Genomic DNA, 19103 nt, shown 5'->3' on the forward strand with positions numbered 1-19103 from the left:
TCCCCCGATCTGTCTGTTGTGCTAACAGATTGATTGTACACAAGAGCTCAATCCGCGTCAAAAGGATCATTACGTTGCGGTTGGGAATAAAAGCTTCAAGGTCATTAACAGCACATACATAACCGCCATTCCGAAAAAGGACAGCCGCCAAACGGCCCTTACTAGTTTTGCCGTATCAACTTTTCCACGAATCCGATTTTGTGCATTCCCGATCAATCCGCCGCCGATAAGCAACAATAAAACAATGAAAAAAAGGCCGAAATTCGTGTTTAAACGGCTGTTGAGAAGGTAGGCAACGCAGCCGATCAAGAAAGCGTTCGTCACGTCCATCGCGAGCCTGAACGCTCTCTTGCGATCTCCTCCGCGTACCGAAGCAACTATGTATACGAGAAGGAACGGGACAATGGGCACGGTGGCCAAAAAAGCATAGGCATGCACGAGTGATTCCCAAATCGAATTCATTTGTTACCTCTCCCCTTATTTAATGGGCGGCTTTGACAAGAGCCATAACGGCTTCGTTCCAAGGAGCTTCCTTGCCTTGCTCTTTCGCGAGCCGGCATATAACGCCGTTAATGAATTCGATTTCCGTTTCTTTATGGGCGGAAACATCCTGCAGCATGGAGGATTCATTGTCGCGGGTAGCGGAGCATACTTGCAATATCGCATTCCATAACTCGGTTTCTTCGCCTACGCCGTAATCTTTAACGATCTCGAACGTTTCTTGAAATAACGATCTCATCAATTCCAGCCGAGCGGACGATTCGGTCAGCTGACCGTTCCGAATTCTTAATATTGCGGTTAGCGGGTTAATGACCGCGTTGATCAATAGTTTCCGTAAAATCGCATCTCCCAACTGTTTCGACAAATAAACGGAAAATCCTGCCTGTTTCAACAGCCGCTCCAAATGCAGCAGCTCATCTGAGAAAGGTTCATTGCCTGTATCCGCGAGTTCGGCAATACCTTCCGGGTGCCCGTCACCGATTCGGGTTTCTCCGCGACCGGTATGGCGAACGGTCGTTGAGTCAATCCGCAATGCCCCTTCCGTCGTAACTGCCATAATCAGCTTTCTTCCAGGCAAAACACGCTGCAGCAGCTCGAAATGACCGATTCCATTCTGAAAAAGGACAAGCGTCCCTCCAACAGGTATAGTTGCTGCCAATTTTCCTTGAAGTTCAGGGACCAATGCCGTTTGTTTGACTGCCACTAAGACAAAGCCATGTTCGCCAGCGGAAGCATCCTCAAAGGGTACGGCTTTAACCTTAATTAAACGATCTCCCGATTGATCCTCTAGCTTTAATCCGTTGCCGTTCAGTAGAGAAGCCTGACTACGTGTTCTCGTCCACAATACGCAATCGCACCCTGAAGCCGTCAACTTTCCGGCAAGCAGCATTCCGAGTGAACCTCCGCCCAATACCGCGATTTTATCCATGAACATGAACAGGTGCGCCTTCTCTCGTTTTTGATAACCATACCAAAGCAAAACCCGCGAGGAAAGTCCCCGCGGGTTTTGCAGCAATCATAAGCTATTCGATTCGTTCGAGATTGCCGTTGGCGTCCATTTTGAATCTAGCCCGGTCCTCGTCTACTTCCTCAGTCAAGAAAGCGAGTCGGCGCGCGCGGTCCATAATGCGAATGAGCGCTTTGTAATCATCGTTGACGACCCGGTAATCGGTTTGCACTTCGTTAACTTCTTTGGACAGACGTTCGTTTACTTCGCGGAATTCGCTTAGCCGATCGTCCTTTTCTTTCAATTCCTTCTCCAGGTGCCGAATTTGCCGGCTCATCTCCTGAACGGTACCTTTCCATTGGCGCAAATATCGGATAATGGCTTCTAATGACATCGATTCCGCAGACAATAGCTCTGCTTTCCCGCTGTCGCCTTCTTCGACTGCTAAACGCTCCGCACCGGAAATGGTGGAAATCCCTTGTTTTTTGAGATAATTACGTTTCTGACGTTGTTGCTTAGCCATTCCGATCGCTTCGTCGTATTTTTTGCGGACAAAGCTATTCCAACGAAACCCGCAAGCTGCGGAAGTTCGAGCAATTCGCTGCCCTACTTCTTCGAATGCGGATAATTGGGTGCTGCCTTCGCGGATGTGGCGCAGAGTAACCTCCGCCAATATTAAATCATCATCCGGACTCCATGCGTCTTGTCTCACAGCCGTCATGGGTGCCCTTCCCTCCTTAAGTATCGCGTATATTTTGTTGCTTTCTTCATTTCTATGCCCGTAATAGAATTCATAGAATCTATCGGATACTTCTATTTATATCCATTTTTCGAATCACTATACCTTCGGACAACAATTAGGCGACAAACACATACATCTGAGCCAAATGGGGGACTATAGAAGCGCCAATGAAAAGTTTGCCGTTTCGTCACGACTTGTCGGTTTACACTCTTTTGTCCAAACGGTATAATATGCTTTAGAAATCGTCTTGTGCTTATGAGAGGGGAATAAACGATGGCACGTATGTTTAGAGTGCTCGGCTTCTGGACACTGGTAATTGCCCTAATGGCATTTGTAGGCGACATGTTTGAATTTGCCTTGTTGTTTTTTATGCAAACCGCTGTTTTCTTCTTACTCGGCTATTTGAATTTCACGGAAAAGACCTATCTCCTCATGTTCTGGGGCTATATGGTGCTGGCGTTCCTGGGATTCACTTATTGGACCGTGTTCGAAATGGGCATACCTGTATAACCTACGATTCGCGATCAGGTACGTACATATGCCTTTACAATTTAATGAAATCACGAAGAGGCTGTCTCTAAAGTCAATCCGACTTGAGGCAGCCTCTTATTGTGCTTTATTAAGTTAATCGGCATTACGCTTTTACGAAAATTTGTACTTTGAACAGCTCGCTCATGCCGTCCGACAAAAGGAGCTGGCGAATAGCTCTGTTGCGGCGAACGGTTGGATGGAAAGGATCAGTCAGTGAATGCGCGCTTAGCTTTTCCAAAATTCCGGATTCGACCAGAAACTTCTTTTGCGTCCCATACCGTAACTCTTTCCATCCAGAATGAACCGCAACTCGCCTAATGTGGCTAAAATTAACGTGGGTCGTTAAATCCTGCTCGCCGGGCAGCAAATAAGGATCGTTGTGCGCACGGTGCTTGTAGTAGCATAACAAAGTGCCATCCATCCTATGGGGGGTGATTAATTCCTCCGTCTCATCCCCATAATCGATAAACACCAGCATCGCTCGATCAAGACGGCTGGCCAAATCCGCCACCCAGTCCGCCGCGTCCAAGTTCACTTCTATCGTTTGATTATCCAGTAAACGAACGCCTTCATTGTCTATCCATTCTTCCAGACGCGGATTAGTCGGATCCATTAAACAAGGAATGAAACGGCGCCCTGCCTCCTCCCAAACGACTCCCCACTCCCGTAAACGTCCGCCCCGCTTTACTAATCGATAGACCGGAAACGCGTCTAACAGCTCGTTAGCCACGATAATGACGGGATGATCCGGGAAAGACATGCTTGACCCTTCTTCGTTGCCGATAACGCGAGCTTTGCCTAATTCTATATAATCGGCCAATTCCTCGATTGCCTGTCGCCGATGCGCGGGATTTCCCTCTACAACCGTCAAAATAAACCTCTCCGCGCGCGTTCCCTCAAGTCCTTCTGAATGACTCGCCTTCTCCCATGTATCCATCATGTGCCGTCCAAGCCGGCCGGTACCGCCGCCCCAGTCCATCACTTCGATCGACTCGACGCCCGTGAGCCATTCGTCTGCAAGTCTCATAAGCTCCGATGCCAGCTGCTCCCCCATCAATTCTCCGACATAAGCGCTTGTATAAAAGTCGCCTTCTCGGCCGACTCTTGAAGTTCCCGAGCGATAATAGCCAAATTCGGGATGATAGAGACAAAGCGTCATATACTGATGGAAGGGAATAGCGGACAACACGTCGCCGTTATCTGTTTCACCAATGGAAGGACTGGTTAATATTGTTTCTCTTATTATTGCGGCAAGAGGCGTTTCCGCAGCAAATCCGGCTTCCAATGCGCTCAACACCTTCCCCAAGCTTCGTTGTCATATTATAATAGCATAGGATTACACGGCTTCGTCGCACGTCCGAATGAAAGGAGGAATCCCGATGCGTCGCCTGCTAGCGGCTGTGCTGATGGCTTCCATAACCCTGCTTGCCCTATCCCGTGCCGGCGCGATATTGCCGGTATTCGCCGAGCCGCTGCCGGAAGAAACAAGAAAGCTATTGGAGCAAAGCTTGTCCGTGGTTGAACTCGATCGAAATATCGCGCGCATCTCCGCGTTAAAGATTCAAACCCAGGCCGAAATCGAACAAAGCGAACAGCGGCTCGCGGAGCAAGAGATCGCCATTGCCGTGCAGAAGGAAAAAGCGGGGCGCGTGCTGCGTTCCTATTATATGGGGTACAAGGATTTCTGGCTGTCGTCATTGTTATCCGCGAATTCGCTGCCCGAGTTGATCCGCGTCTGGGACATGATGGATATGATCGTCCAGTCCGACCATAAGACGATGGATGACTATAAAGTCGGCTACAAAAAAATTAAAAAAGGCTACGACCAATTGCAGCACGACAAGGACGAGCTTACCGCTGTCGGTCAAGAACTCGTTGCCCAACGCGATCGGATGAGCGACCTGCAGAAACAATTGGATGCAGGCGTTGCCGCAAGCAGCGATCAGGAAATGCTGCTTCGCTTAATGGATGAATTGCAAGTCTATTGGAACAATGTCGGGTTATACGAGGTTAAGCAACATTTCAGGGCGCTTGCGAACGCGATGACGCATTTACCCGAATACATAAAGAAAACGCCCGGCATCGTGCAAACTAGCGGGCTCAAGGCAAAGCTGACGATATCGGACGAACAGTTAAATGAATTTCTGCGGAGCGAGGATAGCAGGTTTGACAATTTTTCCTTCACATTCGACAACGATCTCTTGACGATGGAAGGAAAAAACAGCGATATTCAGGTGAAAATACAAGGTCGGTACACGGTTGAAGATAAGCCTGAAAACGCGATTCGTTTTCACGTGGACACTCTGATCTTTAATGGGTTGACTTTACCGGATACGACGCGGGCCGATCTGGAGAGGGAGTTCGACTTAGGCTTCTACCCGCAGAAGCTGATCAAATACGTGAAAGCCCAAAGCGTAGAAATGAATGGCGGTAAATTGATCGTCCAATTAAAGATCGGTTAATCATATTAATGCCGTCGGACTAATCGATCCATTCCTTCTTCCAGTCGTCTAAAGTAATAACACCTGTCGTAAACTTCCTCCATAAACCGCCCAATTTTTCTAAACGTGCCGCCATATCCGGTCCCATAATCAATGGAGATTGATTGGGAAAGGTTTGCCCGTTTCTCCCCGGCAGCAGATTGGATAACCTTCTGTCGTTATCGTAAAGCGTACGGTAGACGGGCAGCAGGTTGCGTTCCTCCAAATTGTGCAATTGATTAGGGGCATCCGTCATTTCGGCAATCCATTTGTAGGCGGCATCTTCGTCTTCCGTAGTAGAAGATATGCTAAAACTGCTTCCCCTCGGCCAAACATAGGGAAGCTTCCAGGTTTGGTGGTCAAGCTCGAGCTTAGAGTCAGAGCTTATTCGCGGCTCGGCAACCAATGGCGCGGCTAGCGAATAAGGGACGATGGCGGCTAACGTTGTCCCCGCTTTCAACGTGCTTGCGGCTTCACTCGCGTTATCAATAAATTTAACGCCTGCTCTTTGTTGGTCTAGAAGAGTTAAGGCTTGTTCGAATGGGGTCCCTTCCCATGGCTTGCTTCCATCGGTCCACAATCCGTCGCTTCGTTCGCCAACGGCATTTTCCAACCAAGCAAGCATCGCTAAAGGATCGTTACGATCTATCGTCAGCCATGAAAAAGCACCTTGCAGTTCCGAGCTCTTAGCCGTCAAAGCGGTCCATTGCTCGATCGTAAGCGGTAGTGTGACATCTTCTCCAAGCCATCCGTGCAATAAGTCCATATTCCATACGAGTACATAGGGATCCATGTCGCGTGGGACTCCCCACAAGTAACTGCCGTTCCATTTAAGAGGAGCAATCAAAACATCGAATTGTTCCGTTAGTGCCTTACCGACGAATGCGGCATCGGCGGGAAGCAAATAACCGGAGACGGCGAACTCCTTTACCCACTCATTGGATAGTAGAATAACATCCGCCAATTCTTCCATTTGCGCTGCTTGTTTATAGGTCGAATAGGCGTGCTGTGGATCGATTCTATGTAATTCCACCGATATATCCGGGTGTTTGGCTATGAATTCATCATTCTGATCGACGAGCGCCTGGAATTCAGGCTCTTCCATGGCCACTTCCACCGTTAATCGAGAGATTTCTTCGGCAACAACCGGCTTCGCGGTGGCAAGATCTTCTCCCGAGGGAACGGGGACAATAGGGGTTGAAGGAGAAGGAGCATCAGCCCAAGGAGATAGGATAACGACCATGATGCAGAGCAATAGGAACACTAAGGCCAATTTACGGCTTGCCACAGCCTTCACCTTTTTCATCGTTAACGTTAACTGCACTTTATTTATGATAACAGGACGGAGCGAACCTGTCTCGCTTTTTTGGAAAGCGCTTTATCTGTTATGATAATACGACCGAGTAATGAAAGGTTGGAGAACTTATGAAGCTTAAACGAATGTACGGTTTGGACATGAATCTGCCCGATGGCAAGATCCCGGGCTTCTATGCACAGATTGTTAAAGGAATTGCCGAGCGCGCGCCTTTGTATGACCGTTATAAGGAACTGCTTATTTTCGACTCGGAAGATCATATCCCTGCCGTCTTGAAGCTTCTGGAACATTATCGGGTAACCTCGGAACGCTGCGATCTCCTGATAGTCCCTTCCGATGGGCTGGAGCAAGGGGCTCTCTATGAGGATTATGCCATCGTCACGCGAAATGAGAACATTTTCCTCGATCTTGCGCTAACCGCTGCATTCTCTTTGAACGCAGCAAAGCCGGATGCGGAACCCGCACCGGCTTTGGAACAGCTGAAGGAGCATTTGATCGGACAATGGTCGAACGACAGCGCTGCGATTTACATCATGGATAGACAGCTCATGGAACTTGCTGAGCGGATTGCAATAGCCTACGGATGCAGCGTGGAATGGCTTTATTAAACATTGACGAAACCATTCTTACAGCCTTTCCGTTGCCAATTGGGCTAAGCGCGAACGTTCTCCTTTCTCCAAGGTGACATGACCGCTAATGCCTTCTTCCTTGAAGCGCTCAACCAAATACGTAAGACCATTGCTCTGGGAATCCAGATAAGGGTGATCGATCTGCTCCGGATCGCCCAGCAGCACGATTTTACTGTTCTCCCCCACCCTGGAGACGATCGTTTTCACTTCGTGTTTGCTCAAATTTTGCGCTTCGTCAATAATAATAAACTGGCCAGGAATAGAGCGGCCGCGAATATAAGTGAGAGCCTCAACCTGAATGCTTCCCATCCCCATTAATATTTTGTCGAGATCGCCCGATTTTTTCGTATCGAACAGAAATTCCAAATTGTCGTAAATGGGCTGCATCCACGGACGCAGCTTTTCTTCTTTTTCCCCCGGCAAATAACCGATATCCTTTCCCATTGGAACGACGGGACGAGCGATCAGCAGCTTCTTGAACTTGTGCTCATCTTCCACCTTCATCAGACCAGCCGCAAGGGTTATGAGCGTCTTCCCGGTCCCCGCACGGCCCGTTAGCGTCACCAATGGAATGTCGTCGTTCAGAAGCAGTTCCAGAGCCATCCTCTGTTGCGCGTTGCGTGCCGTAATTCCCCATATGGGATCATTGCTCATGTGCAGCGGCTCTAGTCGCTGTCCATCCGAGGTCACCTTGAGAAGCGCCGATTTGGACGTGCCGAGCTCATCGCGCAGGATTACGAATTCATTCGGATTCAAGGTTACTTTAATGCCAAGCTGATTCACGCCCAAAACCCGGGTGGAATAAAATTCATCGATTACCGAAGGGTGAACGTGCAACGTCAGATGTCCGGTGTATTGGTCCGAGACCGATGCGGTCTGATCCGACAGGTAATCCTGGGCGGTAATTCCAAGCACGTCCGCCTTGACCCTAACGAGCACGTCTTTGCTGACGATAATGACGGGGCGAGGATCGACGCTCTCCTGTTCTTCCATATGGTAATTCAACGCCACCGCGAGTATCCGGTTATCGTTAGTCATTTCCCCGAACAATTCCTGCACTCTCACAAAGCGGCGATGATTCATTTCCACCTTTAGTAATCCCCCATTGGGCAACGTCACGCCATTGTGAAGCTGTCCAATCGCTCTCATGCTGTCAAGCTCTCGCGAAATATTGCGGGCATTTCTCCCGATTTCGTCGGCGAGCCGTTTTTTGGAATCGATTTCTTCCAAGACTACGGAGGGAATAATGACTTCATTGTCGTCAAAAGCGAACAACGAGAGCGGATCATGCAATAAAACATTTGTATCGAGCACGTAAATTTTGCGCATAAGGTGTTCCCTCCCGTTTCGGCCTTCAGGCTGGTTATGTCATAATGGCACATCGATTTCTCTAAAGCGATCTTACATAGCGAACGGATGACAGGGAACAATAAAACCAATGAACGTTTTCTCCTGCGGCGGCCGGGCGTACTCATATGCAGCTCCTCGGCTAATGCGGGCATCCCTCCAGAATAAGGTGGTGAACATCTTGAAGCTCTATAAAATGATCGCTTACGGAGCCGCGCTGCTAATGCTGCTGACTTTGGCTTTGGGCTCCGCAGGCTGTGGTAAAAAAAATCAAGCAACGCCGGCGCCTTCGGTTAATCGACTAACGGCGCAAGCCTCGAATGGGGTTTCCAAAGCCATCGGCAATCCGAAGCAGGTTGCGGCACACCTGGAATCGCTGGCTCGCGGCATTAAAGGCGTAAAAGGCGCCAACTGCGTCGTATTCGGTAAGTACGCGATCGTAGGAATCGATGTCGACGAGAAAATGGAACGGTCTCGAGTCGGTACGATTAAATACTCGGTTGCCGAAGCCTTTCGTAAAGATCCTTACGGGGTCAATGCCGTCGTTACTGCGGACATCGACCTTGCCCAGCGAATTCGAGAAATTAGAGCCGACGTCAAACACGGCCGCCCGCTCGCCGGTTTTGCCGAAGAGCTTTCCGACATCGTCGGACGAGTCATCCCGCAAATCCCGCGCAACATCATCCCGCCGAAAACCCCGGAAAATACGGGGACCAGCACCTTGAATAAGCTTAAAAAGTGACAAAAAGCCCAGTGAAAATTCACTGGGCTTTCTTCATCGCTTCGAACACTTGGTTATCCAAGCGGTCTGCTGCTCTTTTATCATAAGTTTTCTCAACCTCGGGCAGCACGGACAGACGAGCGCCATAGAACATGGCATCCCGGACCGTTTCTATCTCGAGATCAACGCATGCAAGCGGGAACGGAACGCCTTCCAGATGGTCGGTTACGATACGGGCTTGCCCATATACGGCATGCACGCTCCCCCCGCCGAACAGCGTAACGCTAACATCGGGACGCTCTTTCAAATTCGTAATTAACCGTGATCGGCCGTCTAAAGAAAAGCGAAGCCGATTCACGTCAATCGCAAAGATCCATGAGATCGCACTGGAGGTCGGACTGCCGCTTTCGGCATCTACGGTATGCAGAAGAACAAAATTCATCGTCTGAAGTTGCGTGTAAAGAGCTTCGGTAAGAGCGGTATTCGTTTCTGTCATCCGCAGCCCTCCTTACTGGAATTTCTGGCTCCATTATAACATAAGCAAAACCAGTTTCCAACGGACAAAGGGAGTTATTCGGAAGCGGGAGCTGAGCTTTCAGGCACAGTCGCCGGACGTCCGTCGGGCAATAATTCTTCTGTTAGAGCTTGCTTCGCCTCTTTCAGTTTTTCTTCTTCTAAGTATACATACGGGCTTCTCCAAGTGCCTGCCAAAGGAATGAACCGGATGCTCGAGCGGTTGATGTGAAAATACGTTTTGATCATATTCTCGATCTGCGCGCTAGGAATATCCGTTCTCATATTATCGCCGACCGCATTCAAGATCCCGTCGACTTTCGTGACGCTGCTGAAGGACTTCATTCGATCCGCAATGGCTCCAAGCACTTGGCTTTGTCTTTCATTACGCTCGAAATCGCTTGATTCGGCCGTTCCGCGGTTGGATTTCCGGTATCGGACGAATCCCAGCGCCTGTTCGCCGTCAAGCTCTCGCTCGCCTTTCTCCAGGTCGATGTTCGTACCGTCTACCGTGTCGACATATCGCATATCTTTGTCTACGGTTACGTTTACCCCGCCTAAAGCATCTACGACATCTACGAATCCTTTAAAATCAATGACAGCCGTGTAATCGATTTTGATATTGAAAAATTCGGCCAGCATCTCTCGGGTTTTGTCCCGTGCGTAAGCCGGAATTTGGTCGCCTTCAAGCTTCTCTTTGTTACGGGCGTTCGTATAGAAAGCCGCGTAATAGGCATTAGCCTTATGTTTCTTGTAGCCATCCATGTTCAGGTCGCTGTCGCGGGGAATGGAGACGACCGTCGCTGTTTTGGTTTTCGGATTAAAGGCCGCTACCATCATTACGTCGGTATTCATGCTCCCCGTCTCGCTGCGGGTATCAAGGCCGAGCAGTACAAGAGCTATCGGTTTAACCTGTGCGCGTTCTTCCTTAGGAATGGCGCTATGCTGAGGATTCTGATCGGAAATTTTCTCCAGGTTTTTCTTGCCTACGAAATATAAGTATCCCGCATAAATCGCAAGTGCCACAATGATGAGCGCCAGCAAAATGAATATTGCCCGCCCCCAGCGGAACCTCCGACCGGGAGGTTTAGATGCTTTAGGTGGTGAGTTGCGGCTGCTCGTACGCGATGGCATCGGTGTATCCTGACTCAAACCATTTCCTCCTCATCCTCTGTGTCGGAATCGTCATCCGTGCGTTCCGAGTGTCCGAACATATCCCGGTTTAATTGCTCCACGGCTTCCCGATCAAACCATACGGTACGAGTGGAACCGTCGGTCTTGGCATAGGTTACGTATACTTTGCCGGCTTCCTCCGATCTTACATCAAATGACGCCAAATCGTGGTCTTCCGACAAAATTTGCGCAAAAAAGAGAAGTGTTTCCCTCGCCGCCCCGTCGTCGGGGCGGGCGGAGGAAACCCACTTCATCTGCAACCAGTAAAACAACGCATCCATTAAAGGCACGGCCGTTTCCCCTCTCCAAGTAAACCGGCTTCACCGCCCATAGGACGGTTGCAGACGTTAGTATCGCTTATTGCGGATCGGCGGAATTCACGGAAGACGAGCCTCCGCCCTTCCCGTTGCGGTATGCTTTGCGTTTATCGTAGAACTGGCGCATCCGAAGCAGCGCCATCATTCCGACTGCGACAGCCATGCACTGGATAATCGGCAATTTATCAAGCTGCAATAGCAGCAAGATCAAGCAGCCGACCGCCAAAAACAAGTGCACGAGAATCTCTTTCAGGATAGGAAGCCTCCCCGTCCTGAAAACGGCGTTAAAAATATAAATCGTAAAGGCGACAATGAGCAGATAGGAAATGACGCTGTGATCATGGAACCACTGCTGCATAGAAAACCCTCCAAATTCCGATTAGACTCCGGCTTCAGCCGTACGACGCTGCTTCTCGGAACGCTCGCGCTCGCTCTTGTTCAGAACTTTCTTGCGAAGGCGAATCCCTTTAGGAGTAATCTCGCACAGTTCATCATCGTTCAAATATTCCAGAGCTTCCTCAAGGGACATAAGACGCGGCGACTTCAGCTTAACAGTCTCTTCTTTGTTGGCGGTGCGAATGTTGTTCAAAGCTTTTTCCTTACAAATATTAACGATGATGTCGGTATCGCGAGTATGCTCGCCGACGATCATTCCTTCGTATACGTCTACACCCGGCTCAAGGAACAGTATGCCGCGATCTTCGACGGACATCATGCCATACGTTGTCGTTCTACCCGTTTCACTTGCAATTAGAACCCCTTGGTGACGTCCGCCGACTTGACCGGCCATCATCGGTCCGTAGCTGTCGAACGCATGGTTCATGACTCCGTAACCGCGAGTTAACGTCAGGAAGTTCGTCCGGTATCCGATCAGCCCGCGCGCAGGAATAAGGAACTCTAGACGCACTTGGCCCGTACCGTTGTTGATCATGTTGACCATTTCCGCTTTACGCGTTCCAAGGCTCTCCATAACGGCGCCCATGCTCTCTTCCGGAACATCGATAAGCAAACGTTCGATCGGCTCGCTCTTCACGCCGTCGATCATCTTAAGAATAACTTCCGGCTTGGACACTTGAATTTCGAAACCTTCGCGGCGCATATTCTCGATGAGAATACCCAAATGCAATTCTCCGCGTCCGCTAACGACGAATGCGTCGGGGCTATCGGTTTCGTCAACTCGCAAGCTAACGTCTGTCTCGATTTCCTTAAACAAACGCTCGCGCAGTTTACGAGAAGTTACCCATTTGCCTTCGCGGCCAACGAACGGGCTATTGTTAACGAGGAACGTCATTTGCAATGTCGGCTCATCAATAGCGAGTACAGGCAATGCTTCCGGATTAGCAGGATCCGCGATCGTTTCCCCGATATTGATCTCTTTCAGACCGGCGATCGCGACGATATCGCCTGCAGCCGCTTCTTCGATTTCGATCCGCTTCAGCCCTTGGAAACCGAATAGCTTCTCGATACGCGCTTGTTTAACCTGACCTTCGCGGTTAATAACCGCAACGACTTGGCCTTGGGCAATACGTCCGCGATTGACGCGGCCGATTGCGATACGGCCCATATATTCGTTATAGTCCAGCAATGTAACCAAAAATTGCAATGGCTCGTCCGGGTTCTCTTTAGGAGATGGAATATGCTGAAGAATCATTTCGTACAAAGGTTCCATCGTAGCCTGCAAATCATCAGGCGTATTGCCTGCGATTCCGTTTAATGCGGAAGCATATACAACCGGGAATTCCAATTGTTCATCCGAAGCTTCAAGCTCGATGAACAATTCAAGCACTTCGTCTACGACTTCGGCGGGACGCGCAGCCGGACGGTCGATTTTGTTTAATACGACTACCGGCGTCAAGCCTTGCTGCAACGCTTTGCGCAGCACGAATTTCGTTTGCGGCATACATCCTTCAAACGCATCGACGACAAGCAGAACGCCATCAACCATTTTCATAATACGTTCAACTTCACCGCCGAAGTCGGCATGACCAGGCGTATCAACGATGTTGATCAAATTGTCTTTGTAATTGACGGCTGTGTTCTTAGCCAAGATGGTAATTCCACGCTCACGCTCAAGGTCATTGGAATCCATCGCGCGATCTTGAAGCTGTTCGTTCTCGCGGAATGTTCCGGACTGACGCAGCAATTGGTCAACTAAGGTTGTTTTACCATGGTCAACGTGGGCGATGATAGCGATATTGCGAATACGGTCTCTTGAATGCATAACTTCCACTCCTCATTTATCTCTGATCCCCTATAGGGTTCTCTAAATCCACAAAACAAAACGCCGACGCGAGGCCGACGTTAATTTGCATCACCGGTACGATCGACTCAGCGCGATCCAGAGAGTTTACGCTGGTCCTCATCCCTTCTATTATACGCTAGATTAGTCGAAAAGCCAATAACAATGTAAACCGCACGCCGATATTACCAAGTTCTCGGGCGGCGAAGTACGAGCCATGCGCCAAAACCGATAAGCCCCGCGGCCAGTACGTATATTCCCCATGTCCACAAGAGCGTCATTCCGAACATGACGATCGATAGAACCGCAAGCCCGACGGCAGCCGTCCACACTTGCCGTGTTCGGCTATAGCCGAACACGTAAAACTCATAAAGTCCGACCGCGATGGCAAACGGAAACAACGGCCATAAATACTTCATCAGCCCCCACCCGAACCAATTCCCGATCAACAGGATAACGGATACGACCGTTAAGATCCCTGCCGGTATTAAGGCGACGGACGGAACCATTCTTCCGAAATAGAGCACATGCAACAGCACGCCGGGAATCAAAATGAACAGCGGCCAAAAAACGGCTCCGATAAAAGCGAAAACACCCAATTTGCCTAAAAGAATTATCAATCCAACAGCCACGACTCCGATTCCGACTGCGGCGGATTGTCTGTTCACGAAGGTTCCCCCACTTCATCCCATACTCTGAACATCACGGCTCTCGTTACGGATCGTGACATCTTTTTCTTTAGTTTAATGGAAGTCAGCGGAAAAAACTAGTTCAAGGATGCAAATTTTCCCTAAAGCCTGTGCGCTTTGCCGACCCGGCGAACAATCAAAGCGACTGCCAACAGCACGATTACCGTCGTTATCGGAAACAGCTGCTCGATATCAGGCGGCACTAAATGAATGTAACGCTTGATTCCAGGGTCCCCCAGCATCATATCGGCTGCGGTATAGCCAAGCAATCCCCCTCCCAAATAAACAAGGCCGGGCAAGCGATCAAGAACGCGCATAATGAAGGAACTCCCCCAAATGATAATCGGGATACTCATAACGATACCGATGATCAGCATAACGGTATCTCCTTTGGCAACCGCGGCTACAGCGAGCACATTATCCAGGCTCATGACGAAATCGGCTACGACAATCGTCCATACCGCTCCCGCTAAAGTAGATGCTGCTTGCGTATGGGAGTCAGCTACATGATTATCGAGCAGCAGCTGCAAGGCAATTACGATGAGCAGAACGGCTCCTACGGTTCGAAGAAAAGGAATGTGCAATAAGGTTATCGCTCCCAGCGTCAATACGCATCTTAGTACAATGGCCGCCGCTGCCCCCCACCAGACTGCTCTTCTTCGCTGGGCTGCGGGCAGTTTGCGTCCCGCCATCGCGATGACGATAGCGTTATCGCCGCTTAAGAGCAAATTAATCATTACGATTTCCAGAAACACGAACAAAGTTTCCAAAGTTCCCACGTGGTCACCCCCTCATACCTGTTTTATGTACAAGCAGGCGAGGTTATGTAAGCACATTTTTGAATCCCTTTTATAATTTTCGCGTATTACCGTTTGAATCATTTGGGGAGGGACCAATCGTGGAATTATTCGGATGGGATATTTTAAGCTTGGACTTCTGGTCTATACTCTTGACCATTGTGTTCATCGATCTATTGCTCGCGGGAGACAACGCTATCGTAATCGGTCTTGCAGCCAGAAATTTACCGAAGAACATGCAGAAAAAAGCGGTTATCTGGGGGACGTTCGGTGCGGTATTCATCCGTATCGTCGCGACCATGCTTGTCGTATCGTTGCTGAAAATTCCGTTCCTGCTTGCAATAGGGGGCGTGTTGCTAATATGGATTGCCTACAAGCTTCTCGTGCAAGGGGAGTCTCATGACAATATCAAGGCCGGTACGACCCTATGGTCGGCTATACAGACGATAATCATAGCCGACGCCGCAATGGGTCTGGACAACGTTATCGCCGTAGCCGGCGCGGCGCATGGCGATTACTTCCTTGTCGTGTTGGGGCTTCTGATCAGCATCCCGATCGTCGTGTGGGGCAGTACTTTATTCATCAAAATTATCGAGAAATACACATGGATCATTTACATTGGCTCAGGGGTACTCGCCTATACGGCAGCCAAAATGATTACGCACGAGGGTAAATTCGAGAGCTTCTTCTTAGAAAATCCTTTGTTCACCTGGATATTTATCGCCACAATGGTCGTTCTCGTCATTGTCGCAGGCGTGTGGACGAATGCCATCAGAGCTCGTCGGGCGCAGCTTAACAAGACAAGTCCCGTGCTTGCAACTAAAAAAAGCCGCGAAACGCATTAATTGCGCGACATCCTAATTTTTTTCTCTCGGCAAAAAGGCTTGGATAAGGTCCTCAGGGACGTATCCAAGCCTTTTCTAATACGCCTGCCTTAAAACCACTCGTCCTCGCGTTGCTTAGACGCTCCCGGCACTCCGGTTTCCGTCAATAAAACCGTCTCCGTTCCTTCTACCGCATCATCGATCAACCGATCGAATTGTTCTCCTAGATGCGCTTCAACTCGCTCTACGATCCGCAAATCCGGATTCGTAGCTGGAGACTTCGGCACAAATAACGTACAACAATCTTCAAAGGGCAATATGGACGTCTCGAATGTATTTATTTTTACGGCATAGTCGATGATCTCTTGTTTGTCCATCATAACAAGCGGTCTAAGCAGCGGCAACGATGAGGATCGGCCGATCACGTTCATGCTGCCGAGCGTCTGACTCGCCACTTGCCCCAAGCTATCTCCCGACACGATCGCGAGAGCCCCGCTCCGCTCAGCTAAGCGCTCCGTAATTTTTAGCATGCTTCTACGCATCAAGGTAATGATCAAGCTGTCATGACCGGACTGCGCCAGCTTGGTCTGTATATCCGTGAACGGCACGAGATGAAGCCTGATTTTGCCGCCGTAATAGGCTAGTCTCTGCGCTAGGGTCACAACTTTTTCTTTGGCCTGCTCGCTGGTAAAGGGATAGCTATGGAAATGAACGGCTTCGATTTTCAGCCCTTTCTTCATCGCCATCCAACCCGCTACCGGGCTATCGATCCCGCCAGACAATAGCAGCATCGCTTTACCGTTCATGCCGAGCGGGAAACCCCCGGCTCCCTTCTCGACTTCGCAGTATAGGTATGTTTCTTTATGCTGAATATCCACCTTAAGCTCGACCTCGGGCTTCCGTACATCTACCTTTAATTCCGGACAATGACGGAGCACATACGAACCGATGAGATGGTTCATCTCCAATGAATCATGGGGAAACTGCTTCCAGCCGCGTTTCACCGAAACCTTGAACGTCTTAGGCGCAGGATCCACTGTCCGCATAATTTCAAGAGCGCATTTCTGAATGGACTCCAACTCTTGAGGAGCGCTTGCAACGGGGCTGAACGACATAATTCCGAATATATCTTTAAGCCTCGCCGCAACTAGACCGTAATCCTCGCCGTTTAAGTGGATGTACACCCGCGCATATCCCCTTACGTAGCTCAAAGCCGGAAAATCCTTCAACGCCGACTGAATTTGCAGCAGCAGCATCGCTTCGAATCGATTGCGGTTGCGGCCTTTAATCGTTATTTCCCCGAACCGCACGATTATCAGATCGTAATTCATTATGGTTTCCTTTCCAAAGGCTTCAATTTGTCTACAACCATCTTGAGCCTATCCCCTAATATTTCGATGTCTTCCTTCGTATGTTCATCGCCGAAGCTGATCCGTATGCTTCCAGAGGCGCGATCCGCATCTTGGCCCATCGCAAGAAGCACGCGGCTTGGCTGCAAGCTCTTAGAGGAGCATGCGGATTGCGTAGATGCCAGAATGCCATGTTTTTCGAGCATATGAATCATAACCTCGGGCCGCATTCCCGGATAAGAAAAATTGACAACATGGGGTGCGGCGTTGTCAGTAACATCAGTAGGGACACCGTTAATTAACAACTCCGGTATTTCCGCAACAATCTCTAGCAACCGATGCCTCATCGCATACATCTTCATCCTGCGGTCTTCCCTATTTTCCAAAGTGATCCGCAGCGCTTGCGCCATCGCCACGACTCCAGGAACATTGAGGGTTCCCGATCGCATGCCAAACTCTTGTTCTCCGCCATTCAGCAACGAAGCAAGCTCAGTTCCTTCTTTAGCAAGAAGAAATCCTACGCCCTTGGGACCTCCGAACTTATGCGCCGAACCCGAATATAAATGTACGCCCCATTCCTTCCATGAGAAAGGTACTTTCCCGATCGCTTGAACTCCGTCCACGTGAAAGCGAACATGCGGGTGCTTGGAAACGATCGCTCCGATTTCTTGGATAGGCTGAATAACCCCTGTTTCGTTGTTTACATGCATGACGCTAACGAGAACCGTGTCTTTTCTAATCGCTTTCTCGACATCCTCCGGATTGACTTTACCTTGCTGATCTACAGCCAATATCGTCGTATGGATGCCGAGAGCTTCAAGCTGCCGAACGCTTTCATATACGGAAGCGTGTTCGATTGCCGTTGTTATGACATGTTTAGACTCTCTTGTCACCTTATTGACGGAGCCTTTGATAGCCAGGTTGTTGCTTTCCGTTCCTCCCGACGTGAAAATAACTTCTTTCGGGTTTGCCCCCATTTTATCGGCGATGCTAGACCGAGCTCTCTCCGCGAGTCTCATGGCTTCCGCACCCGATCGATGCAGCGCAGATGGATTGGCGTAATGCAGCTTCATAACGTCGCTCATCGTCTCGATAACCGTTGGCGACATCGGGGTAGAGGCGCAATGATCGTAATAATAAGTTTTCATATCGGTTCCCCATTCTTCCGTAACATAGGATTATGCAATAAAAGGGACCAAAAACGGGTGCATTGCTTCCCGTCTTGATCCCCTCTTAAACTGAATATTCAGCTTTAGACGCTCCATTGCTTGGATGCATCCAGAACTTTACGAATGTAGCTCTGCGTCTCTCCAGGCAGCTTATGAAGGTTCATGGCGACATCTTGGTCGGTCGCTAAACCCAAGCGATCTACCCGTCCGGGTCCCGCATTGTATGCGGCTAGAGCTGTCGATACGTTTCCATCATATTTCCGAAGTAAATAAGACAGAAATCGCGTACCGCCGTCGATGTTCTGCGCCGGATCGAAGGAATTCGTCACTCCCAGACCGCGTGCCGTGTCATCCATCAATTGCATGAGCCCTTTAGCACCCGCTGAGGATACGGCAGAGGAATTAAAGGACGATTCCGATTGGATTACTCCTTTAATTAAGGCAGGATCTACTCCGTATTTCGCCCCTGCAGCGGAAATGAGATCGTCGTAGGTCGAGGACGTACCGCGATCGTCCGTTAGCGCTCCTCCCCAAGAAGCGATCGGCAATGAAAACGCCGAAACATTCGGTATTTCCGAAGATAATCCGCTCACCGTTCCCTGCGATGAGTCAGCCGTCAATTGGCTCAATAATAGATCGAATAGGCCTGTACCATCGCCAGCCGCAGCGTCCGTAGACTTACTGCTGAAAGGATTTGCTCCCGATAGCCATTGGGTCAGAAGCAATTGTTTCAATACGCGCGGATCAGTCGTTACATTCACTTCGGTTGTCTCCCGATAGTCAAATTGTTGATTAATCTATTGTACAACAACTACCGGTGT

21 protein-coding genes are annotated in these 19103 nt (G+C 49.6%); 5 read left to right on the top strand and 16 right to left on the bottom strand.

The features are described from left to right. Positions 1 to 69 precede the first annotated feature (69 nt). The 3 genes from K7P76_RS21825 to K7P76_RS21835 all read right to left on the bottom strand — a co-directional run bounded on the left by K7P76_RS21825 (position 70) and on the right by K7P76_RS21835 (position 2168). Complete coding sequence (locus K7P76_RS21825; protein ID WP_232187432.1) at positions 70 to 462, bottom strand: DUF3397 domain-containing protein; 393 nt, start codon at positions 460 to 462, stop codon at positions 70 to 72. A 19-nt stretch (positions 463 to 481) separates the two neighbouring features. Further along, positions 482 to 1435, bottom strand: coding sequence for a ketopantoate reductase family protein (locus K7P76_RS21830; protein ID WP_232187433.1), 954 nt, complete (start codon positions 1433 to 1435; stop codon positions 482 to 484). An 88-nt stretch (positions 1436 to 1523) separates the two neighbouring features. After that, complete coding sequence (locus tag K7P76_RS21835) at positions 1524 to 2168, bottom strand: RsfA family transcriptional regulator (protein ID WP_232187434.1); 645 nt, start codon at positions 2166 to 2168, stop codon at positions 1524 to 1526. Between the two features lie 294 nt (positions 2169 to 2462). Here K7P76_RS21835 and K7P76_RS21840 point away from each other — a divergent pair, with 294 nt between their 5' ends. After that, a complete protein-coding gene (locus tag K7P76_RS21840; RefSeq protein ID WP_232187435.1) occupies positions 2463 to 2699 on the top strand; it encodes a DUF2626 family protein in 237 nt (78 codons plus the stop codon). A gap of 124 nt (positions 2700 to 2823) precedes the next feature. Here K7P76_RS21840 and K7P76_RS21845 read toward each other — a convergent pair whose 3' ends face one another. After that, positions 2824 to 4014 carry a class I SAM-dependent methyltransferase gene (locus K7P76_RS21845; RefSeq protein ID WP_232187436.1) on the bottom strand — a complete coding sequence of 397 codons (1191 nt, stop codon included), beginning with the start codon at positions 4012 to 4014 and terminating at the stop codon, positions 2824 to 2826. An 85-nt stretch (positions 4015 to 4099) separates the two neighbouring features. Between K7P76_RS21845 and K7P76_RS21850 the strand changes: the two genes are divergently transcribed. Further along, a complete protein-coding gene (locus K7P76_RS21850) occupies positions 4100 to 5182 on the top strand; it encodes a coiled-coil domain-containing protein (RefSeq protein ID WP_232187437.1) in 1083 nt (360 codons plus the stop codon). Between the two features lie 19 nt (positions 5183 to 5201). On the opposite strand, the gene K7P76_RS21855 is transcribed toward K7P76_RS21850, so the two are convergent. Further along, complete coding sequence (locus K7P76_RS21855) at positions 5202 to 6506, bottom strand: ABC transporter substrate-binding protein (protein ID WP_232187438.1); 1305 nt, start codon at positions 6504 to 6506, stop codon at positions 5202 to 5204. A gap of 119 nt (positions 6507 to 6625) precedes the next feature. On the opposite strand from K7P76_RS21855, the gene K7P76_RS21860 reads away from it, so the two are divergent. Beyond that, a complete protein-coding gene (locus K7P76_RS21860) occupies positions 6626 to 7123 on the top strand; it encodes a BTB/POZ domain-containing protein (protein WP_232187439.1) in 498 nt (165 codons plus the stop codon). Positions 7124 to 7141: 18 nt separating this feature from the next. Here the strand turns inward: K7P76_RS21860 and K7P76_RS21865 are convergent, their stop codons facing one another. Then, complete coding sequence (locus K7P76_RS21865; RefSeq protein WP_232187440.1) at positions 7142 to 8473, bottom strand: PhoH family protein; 1332 nt, start codon at positions 8471 to 8473, stop codon at positions 7142 to 7144. 199 nt (positions 8474 to 8672) lie between these two features. Between K7P76_RS21865 and K7P76_RS21870 the strand changes: the two genes are divergently transcribed. Next, complete coding sequence (locus K7P76_RS21870; protein ID WP_232187441.1) at positions 8673 to 9233, top strand: YhcN/YlaJ family sporulation lipoprotein; 561 nt, start codon at positions 8673 to 8675, stop codon at positions 9231 to 9233. A 19-nt stretch (positions 9234 to 9252) separates the two neighbouring features. Here K7P76_RS21870 and K7P76_RS21875 read toward each other — a convergent pair whose 3' ends face one another. From K7P76_RS21875 to K7P76_RS21905, 7 genes are all read right to left on the bottom strand, one after another. Continuing rightward, a complete protein-coding gene (locus K7P76_RS21875) occupies positions 9253 to 9708 on the bottom strand; it encodes a pyridoxamine 5'-phosphate oxidase family protein (protein WP_232187442.1) in 456 nt (151 codons plus the stop codon). Between the two features lie 74 nt (positions 9709 to 9782). After that, positions 9783 to 10877, bottom strand: coding sequence for an LCP family protein (locus tag K7P76_RS21880; protein ID WP_232187443.1), 1095 nt, complete (start codon positions 10875 to 10877; stop codon positions 9783 to 9785). Further along, positions 10874 to 11179, bottom strand: coding sequence for a hypothetical protein (locus K7P76_RS21885; protein WP_232187478.1), 306 nt, complete (start codon positions 11177 to 11179; stop codon positions 10874 to 10876). The genes K7P76_RS21880 and K7P76_RS21885 overlap by 4 nt, the downstream gene beginning before the upstream one ends. A gap of 76 nt (positions 11180 to 11255) precedes the next feature. Then, positions 11256 to 11573, bottom strand: coding sequence for a YlaH-like family protein (locus tag K7P76_RS21890; protein ID WP_232187444.1), 318 nt, complete (start codon positions 11571 to 11573; stop codon positions 11256 to 11258). Between the two features lie 21 nt (positions 11574 to 11594). Then, positions 11595 to 13436: a translational GTPase TypA gene (gene typA, locus K7P76_RS21895; protein WP_232187445.1), complete on the bottom strand. Its 1842-nt coding sequence runs from the start codon at positions 13434 to 13436 to the stop codon at positions 11595 to 11597. 203 nt (positions 13437 to 13639) lie between these two features. Next, a complete protein-coding gene (locus tag K7P76_RS21900; RefSeq protein ID WP_232187446.1) occupies positions 13640 to 14122 on the bottom strand; it encodes a hypothetical protein in 483 nt (160 codons plus the stop codon). Positions 14123 to 14244: 122 nt separating this feature from the next. Then, a complete protein-coding gene (locus tag K7P76_RS21905) occupies positions 14245 to 14922 on the bottom strand; it encodes a TerC family protein (protein ID WP_232187447.1) in 678 nt (225 codons plus the stop codon). A 119-nt stretch (positions 14923 to 15041) separates the two neighbouring features. Between K7P76_RS21905 and K7P76_RS21910 the strand changes: the two genes are divergently transcribed. Next, positions 15042 to 15785, top strand: a complete 744-nt coding sequence (locus K7P76_RS21910; RefSeq protein WP_232187448.1) for a TerC family protein — start codon at positions 15042 to 15044, stop codon at positions 15783 to 15785. An 89-nt stretch (positions 15786 to 15874) separates the two neighbouring features. On the opposite strand, the gene thiI is transcribed toward K7P76_RS21910, so the two are convergent. From thiI to K7P76_RS33210, 3 genes are all read right to left on the bottom strand, one after another. Next, entirely contained in the window at positions 15875 to 17095 is a 1221-nt protein-coding gene (gene thiI, locus K7P76_RS21915) for a tRNA uracil 4-sulfurtransferase ThiI (protein WP_232187449.1), read from the bottom strand. Further along, on the bottom strand, positions 17095 to 18261 hold the full coding sequence (locus K7P76_RS21920; protein ID WP_232187450.1) for a cysteine desulfurase family protein: 1167 nt from the start codon (positions 18259 to 18261) through the stop codon (positions 17095 to 17097). The genes thiI and K7P76_RS21920 overlap by 1 nt, the downstream gene beginning before the upstream one ends. Positions 18262 to 18365: 104 nt before the next feature. Further along, the gene (locus tag K7P76_RS33210; RefSeq protein WP_309244785.1) at positions 18366 to 19043 is read right to left on the bottom strand and encodes a lytic transglycosylase domain-containing protein; all 678 of its coding nucleotides are present in this window, start codon (positions 19041 to 19043) and stop codon (positions 18366 to 18368) included. Positions 19044 to 19103 lie beyond the last annotated feature (60 nt).

Source organism: Cohnella silvisoli, from assembly GCF_021190915.1.
GTDB classification, from domain to species: domain Bacteria; phylum Bacillota; class Bacilli; order Paenibacillales; family Paenibacillaceae; genus Cohnella; species Cohnella silvisoli.